At 62.3% G+C, this 18,629-nt stretch carries 12 protein-coding genes; 9 read left to right on the top strand and 3 right to left on the bottom strand.

Translation table 11 applies throughout. The features are described 5' to 3' along the window. The first annotated feature begins 22 nt into the window (after window positions 1-22). From glnE to Q9Q94_RS12700, 9 genes are all read left to right on the top strand, one after another. Complete coding sequence (glnE, locus tag Q9Q94_RS12740) at window positions 23-2,710, top strand: bifunctional [glutamate--ammonia ligase]-adenylyl-L-tyrosine phosphorylase/[glutamate--ammonia-ligase] adenylyltransferase (RefSeq protein WP_371929850.1); 2,688 nt, start codon at window positions 23-25, stop codon at window positions 2,708-2,710. Between the two features lie 263 nt (window positions 2,711-2,973). Beyond that, complete coding sequence (locus Q9Q94_RS12735) at window positions 2,974-3,834, top strand: response regulator (protein ID WP_305980459.1); 861 nt, start codon at window positions 2,974-2,976, stop codon at window positions 3,832-3,834. Next, complete coding sequence (locus Q9Q94_RS12730) at window positions 3,831-5,642, top strand: ATP-binding protein (protein WP_305980458.1); 1,812 nt, start codon at window positions 3,831-3,833, stop codon at window positions 5,640-5,642. The genes Q9Q94_RS12735 and Q9Q94_RS12730 overlap by 4 nt, the downstream gene beginning before the upstream one ends. Next, the gene (locus tag Q9Q94_RS12725; RefSeq protein ID WP_305980457.1) at window positions 5,639-6,583 is read left to right on the top strand and encodes a TRAP transporter substrate-binding protein; all 945 of its coding nucleotides are present in this window, start codon (window positions 5,639-5,641) and stop codon (window positions 6,581-6,583) included. Before Q9Q94_RS12730 ends, Q9Q94_RS12725 begins: the two co-directional genes overlap by 4 nt. Next, window positions 6,580-7,863, top strand: a complete 1,284-nt coding sequence (locus tag Q9Q94_RS12720) for a nitrogen regulation protein NR(II) (RefSeq protein WP_305980456.1) — start codon at window positions 6,580-6,582, stop codon at window positions 7,861-7,863. The genes Q9Q94_RS12725 and Q9Q94_RS12720 overlap by 4 nt, the downstream gene beginning before the upstream one ends. Before the next feature lie 145 nt (window positions 7,864-8,008). Further along, window positions 8,009-9,337, top strand: coding sequence for an HD domain-containing phosphohydrolase (locus Q9Q94_RS12715; RefSeq protein ID WP_305980455.1), 1,329 nt, complete (start codon window positions 8,009-8,011; stop codon window positions 9,335-9,337). A 2-nt stretch (window positions 9,338-9,339) separates the two neighbouring features. Further along, on the top strand, window positions 9,340-11,880 hold the full coding sequence (locus Q9Q94_RS12710) for an EAL domain-containing protein (protein ID WP_305980454.1): 2,541 nt from the start codon (window positions 9,340-9,342) through the stop codon (window positions 11,878-11,880). Then, window positions 11,877-15,767, top strand: a complete 3,891-nt coding sequence (locus tag Q9Q94_RS12705; protein WP_305980453.1) for a PAS domain-containing protein — start codon at window positions 11,877-11,879, stop codon at window positions 15,765-15,767. The genes Q9Q94_RS12710 and Q9Q94_RS12705 overlap by 4 nt, the downstream gene beginning before the upstream one ends. After that, window positions 15,764-16,333 (top strand): response regulator, encoded by a 570-nt coding sequence (locus tag Q9Q94_RS12700; RefSeq protein ID WP_305980452.1) that lies wholly within the window; start codon window positions 15,764-15,766, stop codon window positions 16,331-16,333. The genes Q9Q94_RS12705 and Q9Q94_RS12700 overlap by 4 nt, the downstream gene beginning before the upstream one ends. 74 nt (window positions 16,334-16,407) lie before the next feature. Here the strand turns inward: Q9Q94_RS12700 and Q9Q94_RS12695 are convergent, their stop codons facing one another. Genes Q9Q94_RS12695 through Q9Q94_RS12685 form a run of 3 tightly spaced genes read right to left on the bottom strand, consistent with a single transcriptional unit; the run spans window position 16,408 to window position 18,562 of the window. Further along, window positions 16,408-16,974, bottom strand: coding sequence for a hypothetical protein (locus Q9Q94_RS12695; protein ID WP_305980451.1), 567 nt, complete (start codon window positions 16,972-16,974; stop codon window positions 16,408-16,410). Then, window positions 16,971-18,026: a chemotaxis response regulator protein-glutamate methylesterase gene (locus tag Q9Q94_RS12690; RefSeq protein ID WP_305980450.1), complete on the bottom strand. Its 1,056-nt coding sequence runs from the start codon at window positions 18,024-18,026 to the stop codon at window positions 16,971-16,973. The genes Q9Q94_RS12695 and Q9Q94_RS12690 overlap by 4 nt, the downstream gene beginning before the upstream one ends. Beyond that, a complete protein-coding gene (locus tag Q9Q94_RS12685) occupies window positions 18,023-18,562 on the bottom strand; it encodes a chemotaxis protein CheD (RefSeq protein WP_305980449.1) in 540 nt (179 codons plus the stop codon). The genes Q9Q94_RS12690 and Q9Q94_RS12685 overlap by 4 nt, the downstream gene beginning before the upstream one ends. Window positions 18,563-18,629 lie beyond the last annotated feature (67 nt).

The raw sequence follows: 18,629 nt of genomic DNA, 5'->3' as shown, positions 1-18,629 counted from the left end.
TTCGGACCCTTGTCACCAGAACTTGCACGCGAATTTCCACACGATGAGCCAAAACCATCCCCTGATCGACGCCGCCGCCACGCACAGCCGCTATCTGCAACGCCTGCTCGCCGCCCGCCCCTGGCTGACCGGGCGCCTGACCGACAGCCTTGAACGGGCACTCAGTCGTGCGGATCTCGAGGCCTTCCTGAGCGAAAGCCTGCTCGACGAAACCACCCTCGCGCCGCGCCTGCGTCAGCTCAAAACCTGGGTCGCCGCACACACCATGGTGCGTGATCTGGCCGGGCTGGCGCCGCTGGCCGAGGTCACCGGCGCCATGACCCTGATCGCCGAGGTGGCCGTTGCCACCGCCCAGCGCGTGCTCACCGCCCATCTGGCGAGCCGTCACGGCCTGCCGCGCAATGCGGCTGGCGAGGTGCAGGAGCTGATCGTGATCGGCATGGGCAAACTCGGTGGCGGGGAATTGAATGTCTCATCGGATATCGACCTGATCTTCGCCTATCCCGAAGACGGCGATACTGACGGAGCTCGCAGCATCAGCAATTTTGATTTCTTTACCCGCTTGGGCCGCCAGCTCATCGGCGCGATTTCGGAACTCACCGGGGATGGCTATGTGTTCCGTGTGGACATGCGCCTGCGCCCGAATGGCGACTCCGGCCCGCTGGTCGCCTGCTTCGAGATGCTGGAGAACTATTTCATCACCCAGGGTCGCGAATGGGAGCGCTACGCCTGGATCAAGGCGCGCCCCTTCACCGGCAGCCGCCACGACGAACTGAAGGCCATCGCGCGCCCCTTCATCTTCCGCAAGTATCTCGATTTCGGTGCCATCAACGCCATGCGCGACCTGCACGCCCAGATCCGCCGGGAGGTCGCGCGCCGCGACATGGCCGGCAACATCAAGCTCGGCCCGGGCGGCATCCGCGAAATCGAGTTCATTGCCCAGGTGTTCCAGCTCATCCGTGGCGGCGGCGACTCCGGCCTGCAGATCCGCCCGACCCTGCGCGTGCTCGATGCGCTGGTCCAGCGTGGCCAGCTAAGCGCGGAAACGGTGGCTGAACTGAATGCTGCCTACGATTTCCTGCGCCGTCTGGAGCACCGCATCCAGTATCTGGACGACGCGCAAACCCACAGCCTGCCTGACTCTGCAGAGGACATGCTGCGTCTGGCGCGCGCCATGGGCTTCTCCGAGGTGCCTGCCCTGCAAGCCGCGCTGGACGCCATTCGCCAGCGGGTTGGTCTGCATTTTGATGAAGTCTTCGCCGATCCGGTGGCCCAGGAGCACCGGCTCGAACCGATCTGGCTGGGGGCCTGCGATGCCGGCCCGACCTGCGAGTGCCTGGGCGAGCTTGGCTACCGTCAGCCCAAGGAGAGTGCGGCCCGCCTTGAGGCCTTCTCCACCAGCGCCCGCCTGCGCAGCATGGGCGACGAAGCCCGCAGCCGGCTGGATGCGCTGATGCCGCGCATCCTCGAGCTCGCCGCCGCCCGCCCCAATCCCGACGAAGCGCTGGCCCGCATGGTCGATCTGCTCGAAGCCGTGTGCCGCCGCTCGGCCTACCTCGCCCTGCTGCAGCAATATCCGCAGGCGCTGGCCCGCGTGGTCGAGCTGGCCTCAGCATCCAGCTGGGCCGCCACCTTCGTCACCCGCCACCCCCTGCTGCTCGACGAACTGCTGGACAACCGCTCGCTGAACGAAGAGCCGGACTGGGCAAAATTTGCCCGTGAGCTCGGCACGGCGATGGACAGCCTCGGTGACGACGTGGAGCGCCAGATGGACGTGATGCGCGAACACCACCACGCCCAGGTATTCCGCCTGCTCAATCAGGACCTGGCCGGCCAGCTCAGCGTCGAACGGCTTTCTGATCACCTCTCGGCGGCGGCCGATGCCGTGCTCGAAGAAACCCTCCGGCTCAACTGGCGCCGCGCCAAACGCCACACGTCCGAGCACCGTTTCGCCATCCTCGGCTACGGCAAACTCGGCGGCAAGGAGCTGGGCTACGCATCGGACCTCGATCTGGTGTTCGTGCATGACGACCCCGATCCGGAATGCCAGGTGATCTACGCCCGCATGGGCCAGCGCATCAACACCTGGCTGGACAGCCGCACCGCGGCCGGCCACCTCTTCGAGACCGACATGCGCCTGCGCCCGAACGGCGAATCGGGCCTGATCGTCGTCTCGCTCGAAGCCTTTGAACACTACCAGCGCAAGGAAGCCTGGATGTGGGAGCTGCAGGCGCTGACCCGCGCCCGCTTCTGCGCCGGCAACCCTGAGGTGGGCGCAAAATTCGAAGCCCTGCGGACCACCCTGCTGCGCGAGGAGCGGGATACCGACAAGCTGCGCAGCGACGTGCTGGCGATGCGCCAGAAAATGCGCGAATCGTTTGCCAACAAGGGCGCGGGCTTCGAGCTCAAACACGACGCCGGCGGCCTGATCGACGTGGAATTCATCGTGCAGTACCTCGTGCTGGCCCACGCCCACGCCCATCCGGAGCTGACCGAGAACAAGGGCAACATCGCCCTGCTCGGCCGCGCGGCCACGGCCGGCCTGATCCCGGAGGCGCTCGCCAGCGGCAGTGCCAACGCCTATCGTGCGATGCGCCACGCCCAGCACGGCTTGCGTCTTAACCAGCAGCGCAGTCGGGTCTTTGACGACAGCCTGGAAGGCGCACGCATCCCCGTACAGAACTTATGGCGAGAGGTGTTCGGGGAATAGTCCAGAAAGACCTATGTTCAACACGCCCTGACTGGAGACCCTCATCCAGACTGGGCCTTCAGCGTGCATGCCTGAAGACCCCATTCTGACAACACTCTCCAGCCACTCAGCCCGGAGAGGTCCGCCAGAAGCGGCTTTCCGGGCATGCCGCGGGGGCATCTGACGCCCCTCGGATTCAACCCTGTCCGCTCAGGCAGGCCTGCCTCTTCGGGACTTCAAGTCCCCGCCGCTTGAGCCGATAAACCTCCACAGGGGAATGCCCGGTGAAGGGTCGTCGCCCCGATGAAATCCAGTTCAGCGAGGGCTTCATGGAAACCATTCAAGGGCCGGGAAACTCAAGCATCGAGATCAAGCCCAGCACCCTGCTCCTGGTCGATGATGAAGAAAACATTCTTGCCGCCCTGCGCCGCCTGCTGCGCAAGGATGGCTATCACCTCCTGTGTGCCGGCAGTGGCCAGGCCGGGCTGGACATTCTGGCCACCGAGAAAGTCGACGTCATCATCTCCGACCAGCGCATGCCCAACATGGTCGGCACCGTATTTCTGGGCAAGGCGCGCGAACTGAGCCCGCACAGCGTACGCATCATCCTGTCCGGCTACACCGATCTGGACAGCGTCACCGCCGCCATCAACGACGGGGCGGTCTACAAATTCCTGACCAAACCCTGGGACGACGAAATCCTGCGCCTGTCGATCAAGGAAGCCTTGAGCCACAAGTGGGTGCAGGACGAGAACCGCATGCTCCAGGCCATGCTCGTCGAGGTCAACGAAGAGCTTGCCCACGCCAACCAGCAACTCGCCGAACGCGCCGACTTTACCCAGGATGCCCTGCAGAACCTGCAGGAAATCGTTCACGACCTGCCTGTAGCGCTTCTCGGCATTGATGACAGCGGCCTGCTCGTATTCGCCAACCGGGCTGCACTGGGACTGCTGCCAGGACCGCTGACCCTGTGCAAACCCGCCGCCCCCATGCTGCCGGCACCGATAGCGGCCCTGCTCGACGCCCCGAGCCCGGAGCGCATCACCGTCGCGCTGCAGGATCAGACGTATGTCGTGCAGCGGCAAACCCTTTCACACCGCAGGCAGGGGCAGCTCATCGCCATTTATCCGGGCCCGCACACATGATCAAGAATCTGGAGCCCCTGCACTGGCAAAGCTTCCTGCTGCTGGATCTGGTCGATGTCGGCATCCTCGTGATCGACGCTGAGTCGGTGCTGTTTGCCAACACCAAATTCTCCCGCATAGTCGGGATGAACCTGCGCGAACTGCAGGCCAGAAGCCTGCGCGAACTCGGTGGCGATGCGTGGATCGACTTCACCCTCGGCCAGAGCTGGGCCGACGCCTTGCCTTGGCCGATGAAGGACGGCAGCGATCGCTGGTTTGAAGTCAGCATGCAGCCCACCGACTTCGAAGGCCGCACGGTCCAGATTGCCACCTGTACCGATGTCACTTCGCGCATGCGCGCCGAGGGCGCCGAAGCATCGATGCTGCAACTGCTCACCGAAATCATCGAAGGTTATCCGGTCGGCACTTTTGTTCTCGACAAGGACCACTGCGTCACGCACTGGAATCGCGCCTGCGAAGTGATCACCGGCATCCCGGCCAACCATCTGATCGGCAGCGACGACGCCGGCAGCGCTCTGGGCGCAGGCAAGGGCCAGTTGCTCGCAGACTGGGTCATGAATCCGGTTGACGAAGACGGCTTGCGCCAGAAATTCAACGGGCGCCTGTGGAAATCGCCCGCCACGGACGGCGCTTTCGAGGCCGAACTGTATGTTGCAGAGCATGGCAATATCCCGGCGCGCTGGATGCATGTGGCGGCCACCCCGCTGCGCGATGCGGGCGGCGAGATCATCGGCGCCATCGAAACCCTGATCGACATCACTGATCGCAAAGCCGCCGAAAAGGAATTGCGCAACGCCCGCGAGGCCGCCGAACAACTGGTCACCGAGCGCACCCGCGAGTTGCGCGAAGCCAAAACCGCACTCGAATTCGACATCACCCGGCGCAAACAGATCGAAGGCGAGATGCAGCAGCATCTGATGGAAGTCACCGCGCTCAATGCACAGCTGCACGAAACCCAGGATCGCCTCGTACAGAGTCAGCAGCAGCTGGTACAGAACGAAAAACTGGCGTCCATCGGCCAGCTTGCCGCCGGCGTGGCGCACGAGATCAACAATCCCATCGGCTACGTATTCTCCAATTTCGGCAGCCTGCAGACCTACCTCGCCGACCTGCTCAGGCTCATCGACGCCTACGTCCAGGCCGAGCCGGACATCTGCAATGACAGCCTGCGCGCAGAACTCGCCACGCTACGCCAGAGCATCGATCTGGACTACCTGAAAACCGACCTGCTTGACCTGATGCGCGAATCGCGCGAGGGAATCGAACGGGTACGCAAGATCGTGCAGGATCTGAAAGACTTTTCCCACGTCGATGCCAGCGCCGACTGGCAATGGGTTGATCTGCACCGCGGTCTGGAGTCCACGCTCAACGTGGTCAACAACGAGATCAAATACAAGGCCGATGTGGTACGCGAGTTCAGCGTGCTGCCGCAGATCCAGTGCCTGCCCTCGCAGCTCAACCAGGTCTTCATGAATCTGCTGGTCAACGCAGCGCATGCCATCAAGCCCGAGGCGCGCGGCACGATCCGCGTGCGTACCGGAGCTGAAAACGAACATGTCTGGATCGAGATCAGCGACAACGGCTGTGGCATGTCACCGGAGGTGATGAGCCGCATCTTCGACCCCTTCTTCACCACCAAACCGGTGGGCAAAGGCACCGGCCTTGGCCTGTCGCTGTCCTACGGCATCGTGCACAAGCACCACGGCAAGATTGAAGTGTGTTCTACGCCCGGCGAAGGCACCACATTCAGGATCACCCTGCCGGTTTGCCAGCCCGAAACCGCGCCTGAGGAGGCCAGCCCGTCATGAGCAGCTTCAAGACCCTTCTGCTCGCGCACCACACAGGCGACGATCCGGCCACCCGCTTTGCCATCCAGCAGTTTGGCGAACGCGTTGCCCAGCGCAGCGGCGGCCTGCTGAACATTGCCGACATGCCCGGCAGTGCGCTGGGCAATATCCCGGCCATGCTACGCATGGTCATGGCCGGCGAGGCCGACATGGCACTAGCGCCCATGGATCGCCTGTGCGAGTTGCTGCCCAAATTCGGCTGCGTCGGCATGCCTTTCGTGTTCGACGATCTGGCCCACGCCGACCGCGTGCTCAATGGCCCGTTTGCCGACTGGGCCATGCCCGATCTGCGACAGCGCGGCCTGCACAGCCTTTCAAGCTGGGAATGGGGCTTTCGCCAGATCAGCAACAACCGCCACCCCATCCTGAACCCGGATGACATGCACGGACTGCGCATCCGCGTGCCGCCGATCCTGCAATACCAAGAGGCCATGCTTGCGCTGGGTTGCGTGCCCGTCATCGTCGAATTCGCCCAGCTCGCCTCGGTCATCCGCCAAGGCCTGGTCGATGGCCAGGAGAATCCGGTCGCCATCATCCGCGCTTACCGGCTTTACGAAAACCAGTGTCACCTCACACTGCTCGACTACAGCTACGGCGCCATGCTGCACATCGTCAACCGCAAGAACTTCGAATCACTCAGCACCGAGCACCAGCAGATCATCAGTGAAGAGTCGCATCACGCAGCCCGGGCCATGTGTTCGCTGGTACGGTCGCAACAAGCGGCACAACTGGAGGAGCTGCTTGGTTTCGGCATGCAGATCGTGTTGCCGGAGCGGGCGCCCTTCCGCCAGGCCATGACGGGTGCCCGGCACCATCTGGCGACACGGTTCGGTGAAGCACGCACCCGCACTTTTCTCGACATGGTTGAGCACATGCGCCAGCCTCCGGAGGTCTCCACATGAACAGGGAGGCGCCCGTCACGGCTGAAATGCAGTCCTTCATGCTGCAGATCCTCGACACCATCACCGAAGGTGTTCTGGCACTGGATGCCACACACGCCATCACCTATGCCAATCGTGCCGCGTGCTATCTGCTGGGCTACGGCGCGGATGAACTGATCACGCAAAACCTTCACACCTGCCTGCAAGCCCGGCGTCGCGACGGCTCGCCCTACCCGGCGGCGGAAAGCCCCTTCGCCTGGCTCGCCCGTGGCGGCGCCTTCTGCTTCATCGAAGACGTGTTCTGGCACAAGGATGGTCACGCGCTGGACGTTGAGCTCACCGCCAACCCTTTGCCCGCGCAGGGTGGCGCAATCGTCATCTTCCGCGACATCGCCGAGCGCAAGGGCAGTCAGGCAGCACTGCTCAAAGCCTTTCAGGATCTGGACGCCCTCAATCTGCGTCTGGACAAGGCCCATGGCCAGTTGCTGCAAAACGAAAAACTTGCTTCGGTCGGCCAGCTTGCCGCGGGCATGGCCCATGAAATCAACAACCCGATCGGCTTCGTTTCCTCCAACCTGAGCAGTCTGGAAAAACACGTTCATGCCCTGCTACGCCTGATCGAACACTACGAAGCGCTGGAGCAGGACGGCAGCATTCCCGCCGAACGACTGGCGCCACTGGCTCTGCTCAAGCAATCCATCGACTATGCCTATCTGCGTGACGACGTGCAGGATCTGCTCAGCGAATCGCGCCAGGGTGTCGAGCGCGTGCGCAAGATCGTCAAAAGCCTCAAGGACTTCTCACGCGAGGGCAATGAATACCAGTGGTCCGAGATCGACCTGCATCATTGTCTGGAAAGCACACTGGATGTACTCAGCCGAGAGTTCAGTGGGCGTTGCGAGCTGCAGCGCGACTACGGCGACATTCCCGGCGTGTTCTGCCTGGCCTCCGAAATCAACCAGGTGCTCATGAGCGTGCTGCTCAATGCCGCGCAAGCCATCGCAGATCGCGGCCGCATCACGCTGCGGACGAAACGCGACGGCGAGTTTGTTGTCATCGAAATCCAGGACACGGGATGCGGCATCGCCGCCGATAACATGCCCCACATCTTCGACCCGTTCTTCACCACCCGGCCGGTAGGCGCCGGCAGTGGTCTGGGCCTGTCGGTCGCCTACGGTACGGTGCAGCGCCACGGCGGTGACATCAAGATCGACAGCGCCCCCGGGGCCGGCACCACCGTACGCATCATCCTGCCGATCAAGCCCCGTCACCCGCCACATACCGGCGAGGGGGCGCCATGAATTCGATGGTGGCTATCATCTGCAAGAGCATCGTCAAGAGCCGCTTCTGGCGTGTCTCTCCAGACACCCTGCCCGCACAGGCAGGCTGCGCGCGGCTGTTCGGGCAGGTCAGAATTCACCCCCATACCTTCACGAGGCAGGCGACATGACTGAACCCGGGACCTTCGCCCCGACCTATCCTCCCGGCTTCTCCGTAGCCCCCGTGATCCTGCTCGTCGACGACGAGCCCAACGTGCTCAGTGCCCTGCGCCGCCTGTTACGCCCGTCCGGCTACAGCGTGCTCACGGCCGAAAGCGGCGGCGCCGCACTGACGCTGCTCGAAGCCCAGCCGGTCGACCTGATCATTTCCGACATGCGCATGCCCGGCATGAATGGGGCCGAACTGCTGGCCCTGACACGCGAACGCTGGCCTGCCACCATGCGCCTGCTGCTCACGGGCTATGCCGAGGTCAGTTCGGCAATTGCCGCGATCAACGAAGGTGGCATCTACCGCTACATTGCCAAGCCCTGGGACGACACCGAGCTGCTCAAGACCCTGGCCCAGGCGCTGGAGCTGTGCGGCCTGCAGCGCGAAAAAAACCGCCTCGAAGCCCTGACACAGGCCCAGAACGAAAGCCTGCGCGAGCTCAACGCGACGCTGGAAGACAAGGTTCGCATCCGCACGGAAGAACTGCAGATCGCCAATCAGGAAATTTCGCTGGCCATGGAGAAGCTCAAGAAGACCTTCTTCACCTCGGTGCAGATCCTCTCCAACCTGATCGAAATGCGTGCGCCGGCACTGGCCGGTCATAGCCGCCGCGTTGCCGACGTCGCCCGCCATCTGGCCGAAAAGATGAAGGTGCCCCCCGCCGAGACCCACGAGATACTGCTCGCCGGGCTGCTGCACGACATCGGCAAGATCGGCTATCCGGACCCGCTGCTGACCAAACCCATCAGCCACATGAGCGCAGATGAAATCGGCGTCGCCCGCAAACACCCGCTCAACGGCGCCGCCGCCCTGATGTCGATGCCCGAGTTGCGCGGGGTCGCCGAGATCATCCGCAGCCATCATGAGCGCTGGGATGGACAGGGATTCCCCGACGGTCTGGCCGGTGACAAGATCCCGCTGGGCGCGCGCATCCTCGCCCTGGCCAATGACTACGACGCGGCCCAGCTCGGCACCCTCAGCATCAAACGCATGAGTGTGGACGAGGCCAAAGGCTGGGTGCTCGAGGGCAGCCGATTCCGCTACGACCCGGCAGTGGTCGAGGCTTTTGGTACGCTGGTTGGCCGCGCCCCGCGCAAACCCGTGCTCGAAAAGCGCATGGGTGGCGCCCAGCTGGAAGTGGGCATGGTGCTCTCACGCGATCTGTACAGCCCGGACGGCATGCTCTTGCTGGCCACCGAGTACGTGCTGGATGAGCTGCTGATCCGGCAGATCCGCGATTACGAACATTCTTACGGCAGGCCGCTGGTGGTTTGCGTGCGGGCATGAACATGAACAGACCTGCATCCACCTCTCCCATTCAGGTATTGCTGATCGATGCTGATCCGCCGCTGTATGACACCATCAGTGCCGTGCTGCACGCCTCGGGAGAAGCATTCAACCTCACCCCACTCAACCAGCTCGGCGAACTGGAGCAGGCGCTGGAACATGCCGATGCGGATTGTCTGCTGTGCGCACAGCACCCGAATCTGAGCATCGCCAGCGAAGACTCCGGGCCTGCCGGCCTGATGCTGCTGCAGCGGGTGCGCCGCCACCCCGGATCACTGCCTGTGATCATGCTGTGCTGCGCTGAAGAACTGGTCGGTTTTGCCGCCCAGGCCATGTGGCAGGGCGCTGCTGACTGTCTGTGTGACGAAGCCTTGCTGCGTCTGCCCGCGGCGATCAGGATTGCCGTCCAGTACCACGCCACGATGGCCAGTTACCAGGCGCCCGACAACGAGCTCCAGCTTGCGCTGGCAGTCCTGCGCGGCAGCCGGGACGGGATCTGTGTCACCGATGCGGCCGGCAACATCCTGCTGGTCAACGACACGTTTACCCAGATGTCCGGCTACACGCTGGCCGAGGTCAAGGGCCACAATCCGCGCATCCTCAAATCCGGCCAGCAAGACCCGGAGTATTACCTTGCCATGTGGCAGGCCATTGTTGAAAACGGCTGCTGGCAAGGTGAGATCATCAACCGGCACAAGGATGGCAGCACCTATACCGAGTGGCTGCGCATCAGCAGCGTTCTTGACGAAGCTGGTCAGCCAAGCCATTACGTCGGCCAGTTCGGCTACGTTGCCGAACAGAAACGTCTGGTCGACCGCATCAACCAGCTCACCCAGTTCGATCCGCTGACCGGCCTGCCCAACCGCAGCCTGTTCCTCGACCGCATGGAGCAATCCCTGGTCGCCTCGAGACGCAGCGGGCGCTGCTCGGCGGCGATCCTGGTGAACCTGGACCGTTTCCGCCTGATCAACGACACCTTGAGTCAGGCCACCGGGGATCGCGTGCTCGTCGACATGGCACGACGTTTTGCCAAGCAAATCCGCCAGGGCGATACAGTCGCCCGTCTTTCCGGTAACGAATTCTGCTTCCTGTTGAGCAACCTGAATGCAGCCGAAGATGCCATCCTGCTGGCCCAGCGTCTGCAGGACGTGATCGCCCGCCCCCTTGAGCACGACAACCACCCCCTGATCGTCACCGCCAGCATCGGCATCAGCGTCGCGCCACGCGATGGAGAAGATGGCGAGACCCTGCTCAAGGCGGCGGACGCGGCGCTGATCCGCGCCAAGCTTGAAGGCGGCAACTGCGTCAGCTTCTACTCGCCCAGCATGGACGCCGATGCCAGGCGTCGTCAGGCCATCGAAGCCCAGCTGCGCGGCGCACTGGCACGCAACGAACTGAGCGTGGTGTACCAGGCCCAGAACAATCTGGATTCCGGCAACATCATCGGTACCGAGGCCCTGCTGCGCTGGCACAACGCCGAGCTGGGCATGGTCAGTCCCGGCGAATTCATTCCGGTGGCGGAAGAAACCGGCCTGATCATACCCATCGGCAGCTGGGTGATGCGTCAGGCCTGCGCACAGAACAAGGAATGGCTTGATCAGGGGCTAGGCCGCATGCGCGTGGCAGTCAACCTGTCGACCCGTCAGTTCCGCGGCGACACGCTGGTTGATGAGGTTGCGGCCGTGCTCGCAGAAACCGGTTTGCCGGCCGAGCTGCTGGAGCTGGAAGTCACCGAATCTGCGCTGATCAACAATATCGATGCTGCGGTCGCTACCTGTCGCAAACTCAAGGCACTAGGGGTCAAGCTGTCGCTCGACGATTTCGGCACCGGCTATTCCTCGCTGGCCTACGTGGCACGTTTCCCCTTCGACAAACTCAAGATTGATCAGGGCTTTGTCAGCGACATCACCCACAATCCCGCCAACGCCGCCATTGCCACCGCCGCCATTGCGATTGCCCACGGCCTGAACCTGTCGGTGCTGGCCGAAGGCGTGGAAACCGAGGCGCAGGCGATCTTCCTGCGCAACCGACGCTGCGACGCAATGCAGGGCTATCTGTTCAGTCGCCCTGCCGCGCCAGACGCCATCGCCCAGCTGCTCGCACAGAAAGCCAGGCTGCATCTGGGAGCGACTGCCACCGCAGCCAGCAAGCAGACCCTGCTCATCGTGGATGATGAACCGGCGATCCTCAACGCCATGCACCGTCTGTTCCGCCACGAGAACTACAACATCATCACCGCACAGAATGGCAACGATGCCTTTGAGCTGCTTGCCCGCACCCCCGCCCAGGTCATCATCTCGGATCAGCGCATGGCCGGCATGACCGGAACCGAATTCTTTACCCGTGTGCGCCAGCTCTACCCCGACAGCCTGCGCATCATCCTCTCTGGTTACACCGAACTTGAAGCCGTGATGGATGCGGTCAATCACGGTGCGGTGTACAAATTCCTCACCAAACCATGGGAAGACGACCAGCTGCGCGAACAGGTGCGCGAAGCCTTTCGCATCGCAGGCCGGCAAGGTGATTCAGGAGCAGAGTCATGAGCCTGCCCGCACAGCCGCGCCCCGCCTTCTTCTCCAGCCTGCATGTCTGGAGATGGCCGCTGCTGGGCGTTCTCGCGACGTCGCTCATCATCGCTCTCGTCTGCACCTATTTCTACCGCGAAACCCGCGAAGCCGCCCAGGCCAACCTGGCTGTCATTGCCGAACTCAAGGCTCACGAAATCGAGCGCTGGCTCGACGACAAACGCAGCGGCATGATTCAGCCCCCATCCAGCTCATTAAGCAGTGCTTTCGCGGCGTGGCAACAGAGCCGCCCGGCCACGCGAGAAAAAGCGGGAGAGCTGCTGCTGGAGCGCATGCGCTTCTATCTGCGCCGTCATCCGGAAGCCTTGCGGATTGCCCTCTACGATGAACAGGGCCGCTTTGCCCTGAGTACCGACGGCAAGTCACCCGCGGTTCCGCAACCACTGGATACCCGACCTACGCCAGATCAGCGCGCCCGTCTGATTGACTTCTACTCCGGCAGCAGCGGTCAGGCACGCCTGGCCTTTGTTTCTCCGCTGAGCCTGAACGTTGCCAACGGCACGCAGGGTATCGGTTTCATGCTGCTGGAGATCGACCCTTACCGCTATCTCTACCCGTTCATCCAGACCTGGCCGGGCATCAGCTCCAGTGCCGAAACCCTGCTGTTCCGGCCAGCCGGGGACGAAGTGGAATTCCTCGCACCACTGCTTCACGACCCGACGCCTCCGCCACGGCTGCGGCTCCCGATTCGCAGTCTGCAAGTACGAGCCATCCAGCTCGATACCGAGAAAACCGTTCTGGCCTCCGGCCTCGACTATCGCAATGTCGAAGTCCTGCGCGCCATTCACCCTGTCGGCAACAGCCCCTGGCGCGTGATCGCCAAACTTGATGCGGACGAAGTCTATGCCGAGGCCCGCCGCGAGAGTCTGGCTTTCGGGCTGCTCCTGCTGATACTGCTGGGCACACTGACACTCTTGCTGCGGCAAGGGCGCAAGCAGGCCATGGACGCAGCCAGCCGCGCCCAGCAGGCTCAGGACATGCAGCTGTTGCGGGCCTTCATCGATGCGGTGCCGGAAACCCTGCACATGGTGAGCCGGGACGGCACGATCAAACTCATCAACCAGACCGGCGCAACGCGTCTGGGCAGCACCCCGGAAGCTCTTGTCGGCAGCAACGTCTTCAGACGGCTTCCGCCGGAAGTCCTGCCACAGCGCAAAGCCGCAGTAGAAGAAGCCTGCGCCCGTACCAGCCATGAACCGGTCACGCTGACGGACAGCCGCAATGGCGTCGAATACCTCAGCATGCTCTACCCGCTGGGCGATGGCGAGCATGCCGTACTGCTCGCCACCGATATCACCCAGCGCAATGCCGATGCACGAGCCCAGCGCGAAGCCGTTCGCACCCTGCAGGGTTTCATTGATCACCTGCCGGGTACGGCCTATGTAAAAGACAGCGAATCACGTGTTCTGATCGCCAACCGGGGCTTCAAGGATCTGCTGGGCATCGACCCGGCCAGCATGATTGGCAAGCTATCCAGCGAGATATTCCCTGGCAGGTTCGGCGAAAGCATTGTGGCCGACGACCTGCGGGTACTCGCCAGCGGCCGCACAGAAACCATCGAAGAGGAATTCAACGGTCACGTTTATGAGTCCACCAAATTCATCATCCCGCGCGACGACGCCCCCCCCGCGCTGGGTGGCATTACCCTGGATGTGACTGCGCGCCATCTGGCCGAAGATGCCTTGCGTCAGAGCGAGGAACGCCTGCGTACGCTGGGTGACAATCTCCCTGACAGCGTGTTGTATCAGGTGGGTCAGCGACCAGATGGCACGCGTGAAATTCTCTATGTCAGCTCCGGCGTGGAGCGTCTGCTGGGTATCAGCCCAGCCGAACTGCTCGGCAACACCGACCGATTCTATGCCCGCCTGGAACCGGCAGAGCTTCCCGCACTGCGCACTGCACTGGCCTCCACCGACGGAGATCTGGATATCGATCTGCGCGTCCTCCGGGCTGACCAGCACTGGGGCTGGGTCAACCTCCGCTCACGCCGCCAGCCAGAGCTCGACGACCAGGGCAGAATCGTCTGGAACGGAGTGGCCACCGACGTCACCGCCAAACACCAGGTCGATACGATGCTCGCCTTGCAGACCCAGCGGGCCAGCGCTTTGCTTGATCTGCCCTTGCAGGCCGAACAGCTGGATGAACCGGCCTTCATGGCATATGCCCAGGACGTCGCCGAACGCCTCACCAGCAGCCAGATTGCCTTCATCCATTGCGTGAACGAAGACCAGGAGAGCATCGAACTGGTCGCCTGGTCGCGCAACACGCTGGCACATTACTGCACGGCCAAATACGACAAACACTATCCGATCAGCCAGGCCGGCATCTGGGCCGATTCGGCACGCAGCAAACAGCCTGTTGTCATCAACGATTACGCCAGCGTCACCGGCAAGAAGGGCTTGCCAGAAGGACACTCTCACCTGCAGCGCCTGATCAGCGTCCCCGTTATTGAAAGCGGTCAGGTCCGCATGATCGCGGGGGTAGGCAACAAGGGCACGGACTACACCGATCTGGATGTCGAGAGTGTGCAACTGATCGCCAACGACACCTGGCGCATCATGCAGAAGATGCGTGCCGAGCGGGCCTTGCAGCAGGCTGTGCAGGTGGTAGAGGCCAGCCCGGCAGTTTGTTTCCGCTGGAGTACCGGGGATGGCTGGCCAGTGCTCTTTGTTTCCGACAATGTCCGTCGCTGGGGCTACGAACCGGCCGATCTGCTCGCCGGTCGCCCGGCGTTTGTCGCCATGATCCACCCTGACGATCTGGCTCGCATCGGCGCAGAAGTCAGCGCCTATCTGGCCGACGAACGCAGCACCTACACACAGGAATATCGTTTGCTTTGCGCCGACAGCACGGAGCTGTGGGTTTCGGATCTGAGCAGTGTCACGCTTGACGACAGCGGCAAGCCGGTTTTCATCGACGGGGTGCTCACCGACATCAGTGAGCGCAAAGCCCACGAATTGCTGCTTGCAGAAAATCTCGCCGCCCAGCAGGCTCTCAACAAGAAACTGGAAGAGGCTCATAACCAGCTGTTGCAGTCAGAGAAACTCGCCGCCATCGGCCAGCTGGCTGCCGGTGTCGCCCACGAGTTGAACAACCCGATCGGCTTCGTCACCTCCAATCTTGGAACCCTGACCGAATACATCACGGCGCTGGTCAATCTGTGCGATGCCTACACTCTGCTGAACGATGACAAGGCAGAAGACGACCCGCGCGCGCAAGAAATCGTTCGCATCAAGCAGGATCAGGATTACAACTACCTGCGCGCAGATATTTTCCCGCTGCTCGATGAATCGCGCGAAGGCCTGCTGCGCGTGCGCAAGATCGTGCAGGATCTGCGTGATTTCTCGCGTACCGGCAATCAGGAATGGAGCTGCGCCGACCTCCACAAAGGGCTGGACTCCACGTTGAACATCGTGACCAACGAACTGAAATACAAATGCACGGTTCGCAAGGAATATGGTCAGCTGCCCGAAGTGGATTGCGTGATTTCACAGATCAATCAGGTCTTCATGAACCTGTTGGTCAATGCCGCACAGGCCATCGAGACGCAGGGAGAAATCACCTTGCGCAGCGGGCTGGAAGGATCTGATCAGGTGTGGATCAGCATCACGGACACGGGCAAGGGCATTGACCCCGAGCATATGAACCGCATCTTCGAGCCTTTCTTCACCACCAAGCCAGTCGGCGTGGGCACAGGTCTGGGCCTTTCACTGGTCTTCGGCATCATCAACCGCCATCACGGCCGCATCGACGTCACCAGCAAGCCGGGGCATGGCACCACATTCCGTATTGTGCTGCCGGTTCACCAACCGGAGCCAACCCCTTCCGATGAGGTGTCGCCATGAGCCAGATCCTGATCCTCGACGATGAGCCCGCCATCCTGCAATCGCTGCGCCGCTTGCTGCGCATGGTTCCCTGCTCCTATGGCAATCAGTCTTTCGAACTGGAAATTGAAGCGTTCAGTTCGGCGCGAGCGGCACTGGCCCGCATCGAGCACACGCCCTTCGATCTCTTCATCAGCGATTACCGCATGCCGGAGATGGATGGCGTGAGTTTCCTGAAGGCGGCCAAGGCCTGCCAACCCGATGCCTGCCGTCTGATCCTCTCCGGCTATGCGGACCTGAATGCGTTGCTGCGCGCAGTCAATGAAGTCGGCATTGATCGTTTCATCGCCAAACCATGGAATGACTACGAACTGGTCTCCGCCATCGCCCAGTCGCTGGCTCACCGCGAACTGTTGCTGGAAAACAAGCGTCTGGCCGATCTGATGCGGCTGGATTGTGGCGATCTGAGCCCTGCAGACATGGAGGCGCATCTGCTTGAAAGCATCGAGCCCGGCATCACCAAGGTCCACTGGGGGCCTGACGGCTCGGTCATCCTAGATCCAGCCAGCCTGAAAAACGGCGAGTAAGCCTGCACTCCGGAGAACCACTCCCGTATCTTTCTTTGCGGCATCGACTCGCACAGGAAGGCAGTGCGCCGCGCTCAGGCATCCTCCAGCGCATTGAAACAGTCGGCACAGATGGTGTGGGTGATCGGCGGAATTTCCGTCAAAGAGAACAGGCCCAGAAAATTCACGGCATCCTCGATTTCCATCCACGAATCGCGGCCAACATCCATCTTCTTGCACCAGCTGCACAGCCGTAACAGCGGACCGCACCCCGTCACGGGGGCAGACGCAATCACCACCGGCTCGCGCGGCTCAGTCCTGATGATGCGGCAGCGATACTCGACCCGGCCACTCTCCTTCCCGCAGATTTGCATGCGCATGAAACGCCGCAAAACTGGCGAGTCGCAGCGAAATTCCAGATCCAGCATGACCGCTTCCGTGCGCACTTTCTTGAGCAGGATCTGATGCAAATGGCGGGTTTCAGCATCATGGATGAACTGCCAGATCGACGTTCTGCATATATTCCTGCTGACCAGATCCGCACAGTCATTGTCCTCTGCAAAAGCATCCCGCTGCGCGTTAAAAAATATCAGCAGGTCATCCTGGTCGATCTGGTACACAAGCTCGGCGCTCTCATCAAGCATCGGCGGCGACTCTTTCATGCCAGCTCCAGCAAGCGCCTGGCGATCTGGTCCAGCGCGATCTGTTCATCCACTCCGCCCAGGCGCACAGCCTCTTTAGGCATGCCATAAACGACGCAACTGGCTTCATCCTGCGCAATCGTGTGTGCGCCGGCATCTTTCATCTCGCGCAGACCGCGCGCACCATCATCGCCCATGCCGGTCATGATGATGCCCACCGCGTTGGCGGCAGCTTCGCGGGCCACTGACCGGAACAGCACATCAACTGATGGCTTGTGACGATTCACCGGCGGACCGTCCGCCACGGCCACAGCAAATCCGCCACCGGAGCGGACCAGTTGCATGTGGCGTGCGCCGGGGGCGATCAGGGCGCGACCGGGCTGAACGCGATCGCCATCCCGCGCCTCCAGTATTTCGGGAGCACACAGCGAGTCGAGGCGCTCGGCGAAGGCTGCCGTGAATTTTTCCGGCATGTGCTGCACGATCAGGAGCGGAGGACTTTCGGCTGGCAGTTCGCGCAGGATGCGTTCCAGCGCCAGCGTGCCACCAGTGGACGTACCGATGGCAACCAGGCGCTTACCGAGGGTACGAGGCGGCAGGCTCAGTGCTCTGGCGGGCAGAGCCGGTGCGGGCTGAACGGCATGCGTCACGGCCTGATGCAGACAGATGATATTGGCGGCAGCGGCAGCACGCACGGCACCCAGCAAATCACTGGAGGCATCCTGCAGGAACTGGCGCACACCGAGCTTGGGTTTTGTGATGATGGCAAATGCCCCGGCAGCCAGCGCATCCATGGTGACATGGGCACCCCGTTCGGTCAGCGAGGAGCAGATGACGACCGGCGTGGGGCGCTCGGCCATGATCTTGCGCAGGAAGGTAAGCCCGTCCATGCGTGGCATTTCGATATCCAGCACGATCACATCAGGCCAGTTGTCCTGCATCTTGCCCATTGCGAAGATGGGATCTGCCGCAGTGAAGATCAGCTCGATGTCTGCAGCCCGGGCCAGCACTTCGGCGACAACCTGACGCACGATGGCCGAATCGTCGACAACGGCCACGCGGATCCGTTTCATCGCGGTCTCCTGCGTTCCCCTCGCGCCGGCTCGGCCTGCTTGAGCCACACATCGCCCGTCCACACATCGAACATGAGCTTGCGATGCCCCTCACCGCCCAGGTGCTTGGCCAGCAAGGGGATGCCGTAGCGATCCAGCTGGAGCAGTCCCATTTCGATGTTGCGGACACCAACGTTGGCTTCCTGACGCTGGCTGATGTCGGCAAACATGTTGGCGCCACCGAAGAGCTTGGCATGGAACTCTTCGGGCTCAGCCCCTACGCGCATGATGTGGCTGGTGAACAGTTTCATGGCTTCGTCGCCATAGCGCCCGTCGTAGCTGGCGCCCTCGGGAATCACGCCGCGCGAAGGCAGCATGAAGTGGCACATGCCTCCCACGCGCAACTTCGGGTGCCACAGGGTGATGGAAACACAGGAGCCCAGCAGGGTCACGATGCGCGTCTCGGCCGGGCCAAAATGAAAACCGCCAGGATTGAGAAACACTTCCTGGATGCTCTCGGGGCGCTCATTCAGGCCAGGCAGGATGAGGGTTGGCATGCTTCACCACACGAATTCATTGTCAGTCACATCACCCGGGCATCCGGATCTCCTGCCTGCAAAGCCG

It is taken from the genome of Uliginosibacterium sp. 31-16, from assembly GCF_030730865.1.
In the GTDB taxonomy this organism is placed as follows: domain Bacteria; phylum Pseudomonadota; class Gammaproteobacteria; order Burkholderiales; family Rhodocyclaceae; genus Uliginosibacterium.
This window is presented reverse-complemented; position numbering and strand designations above follow the sequence as displayed.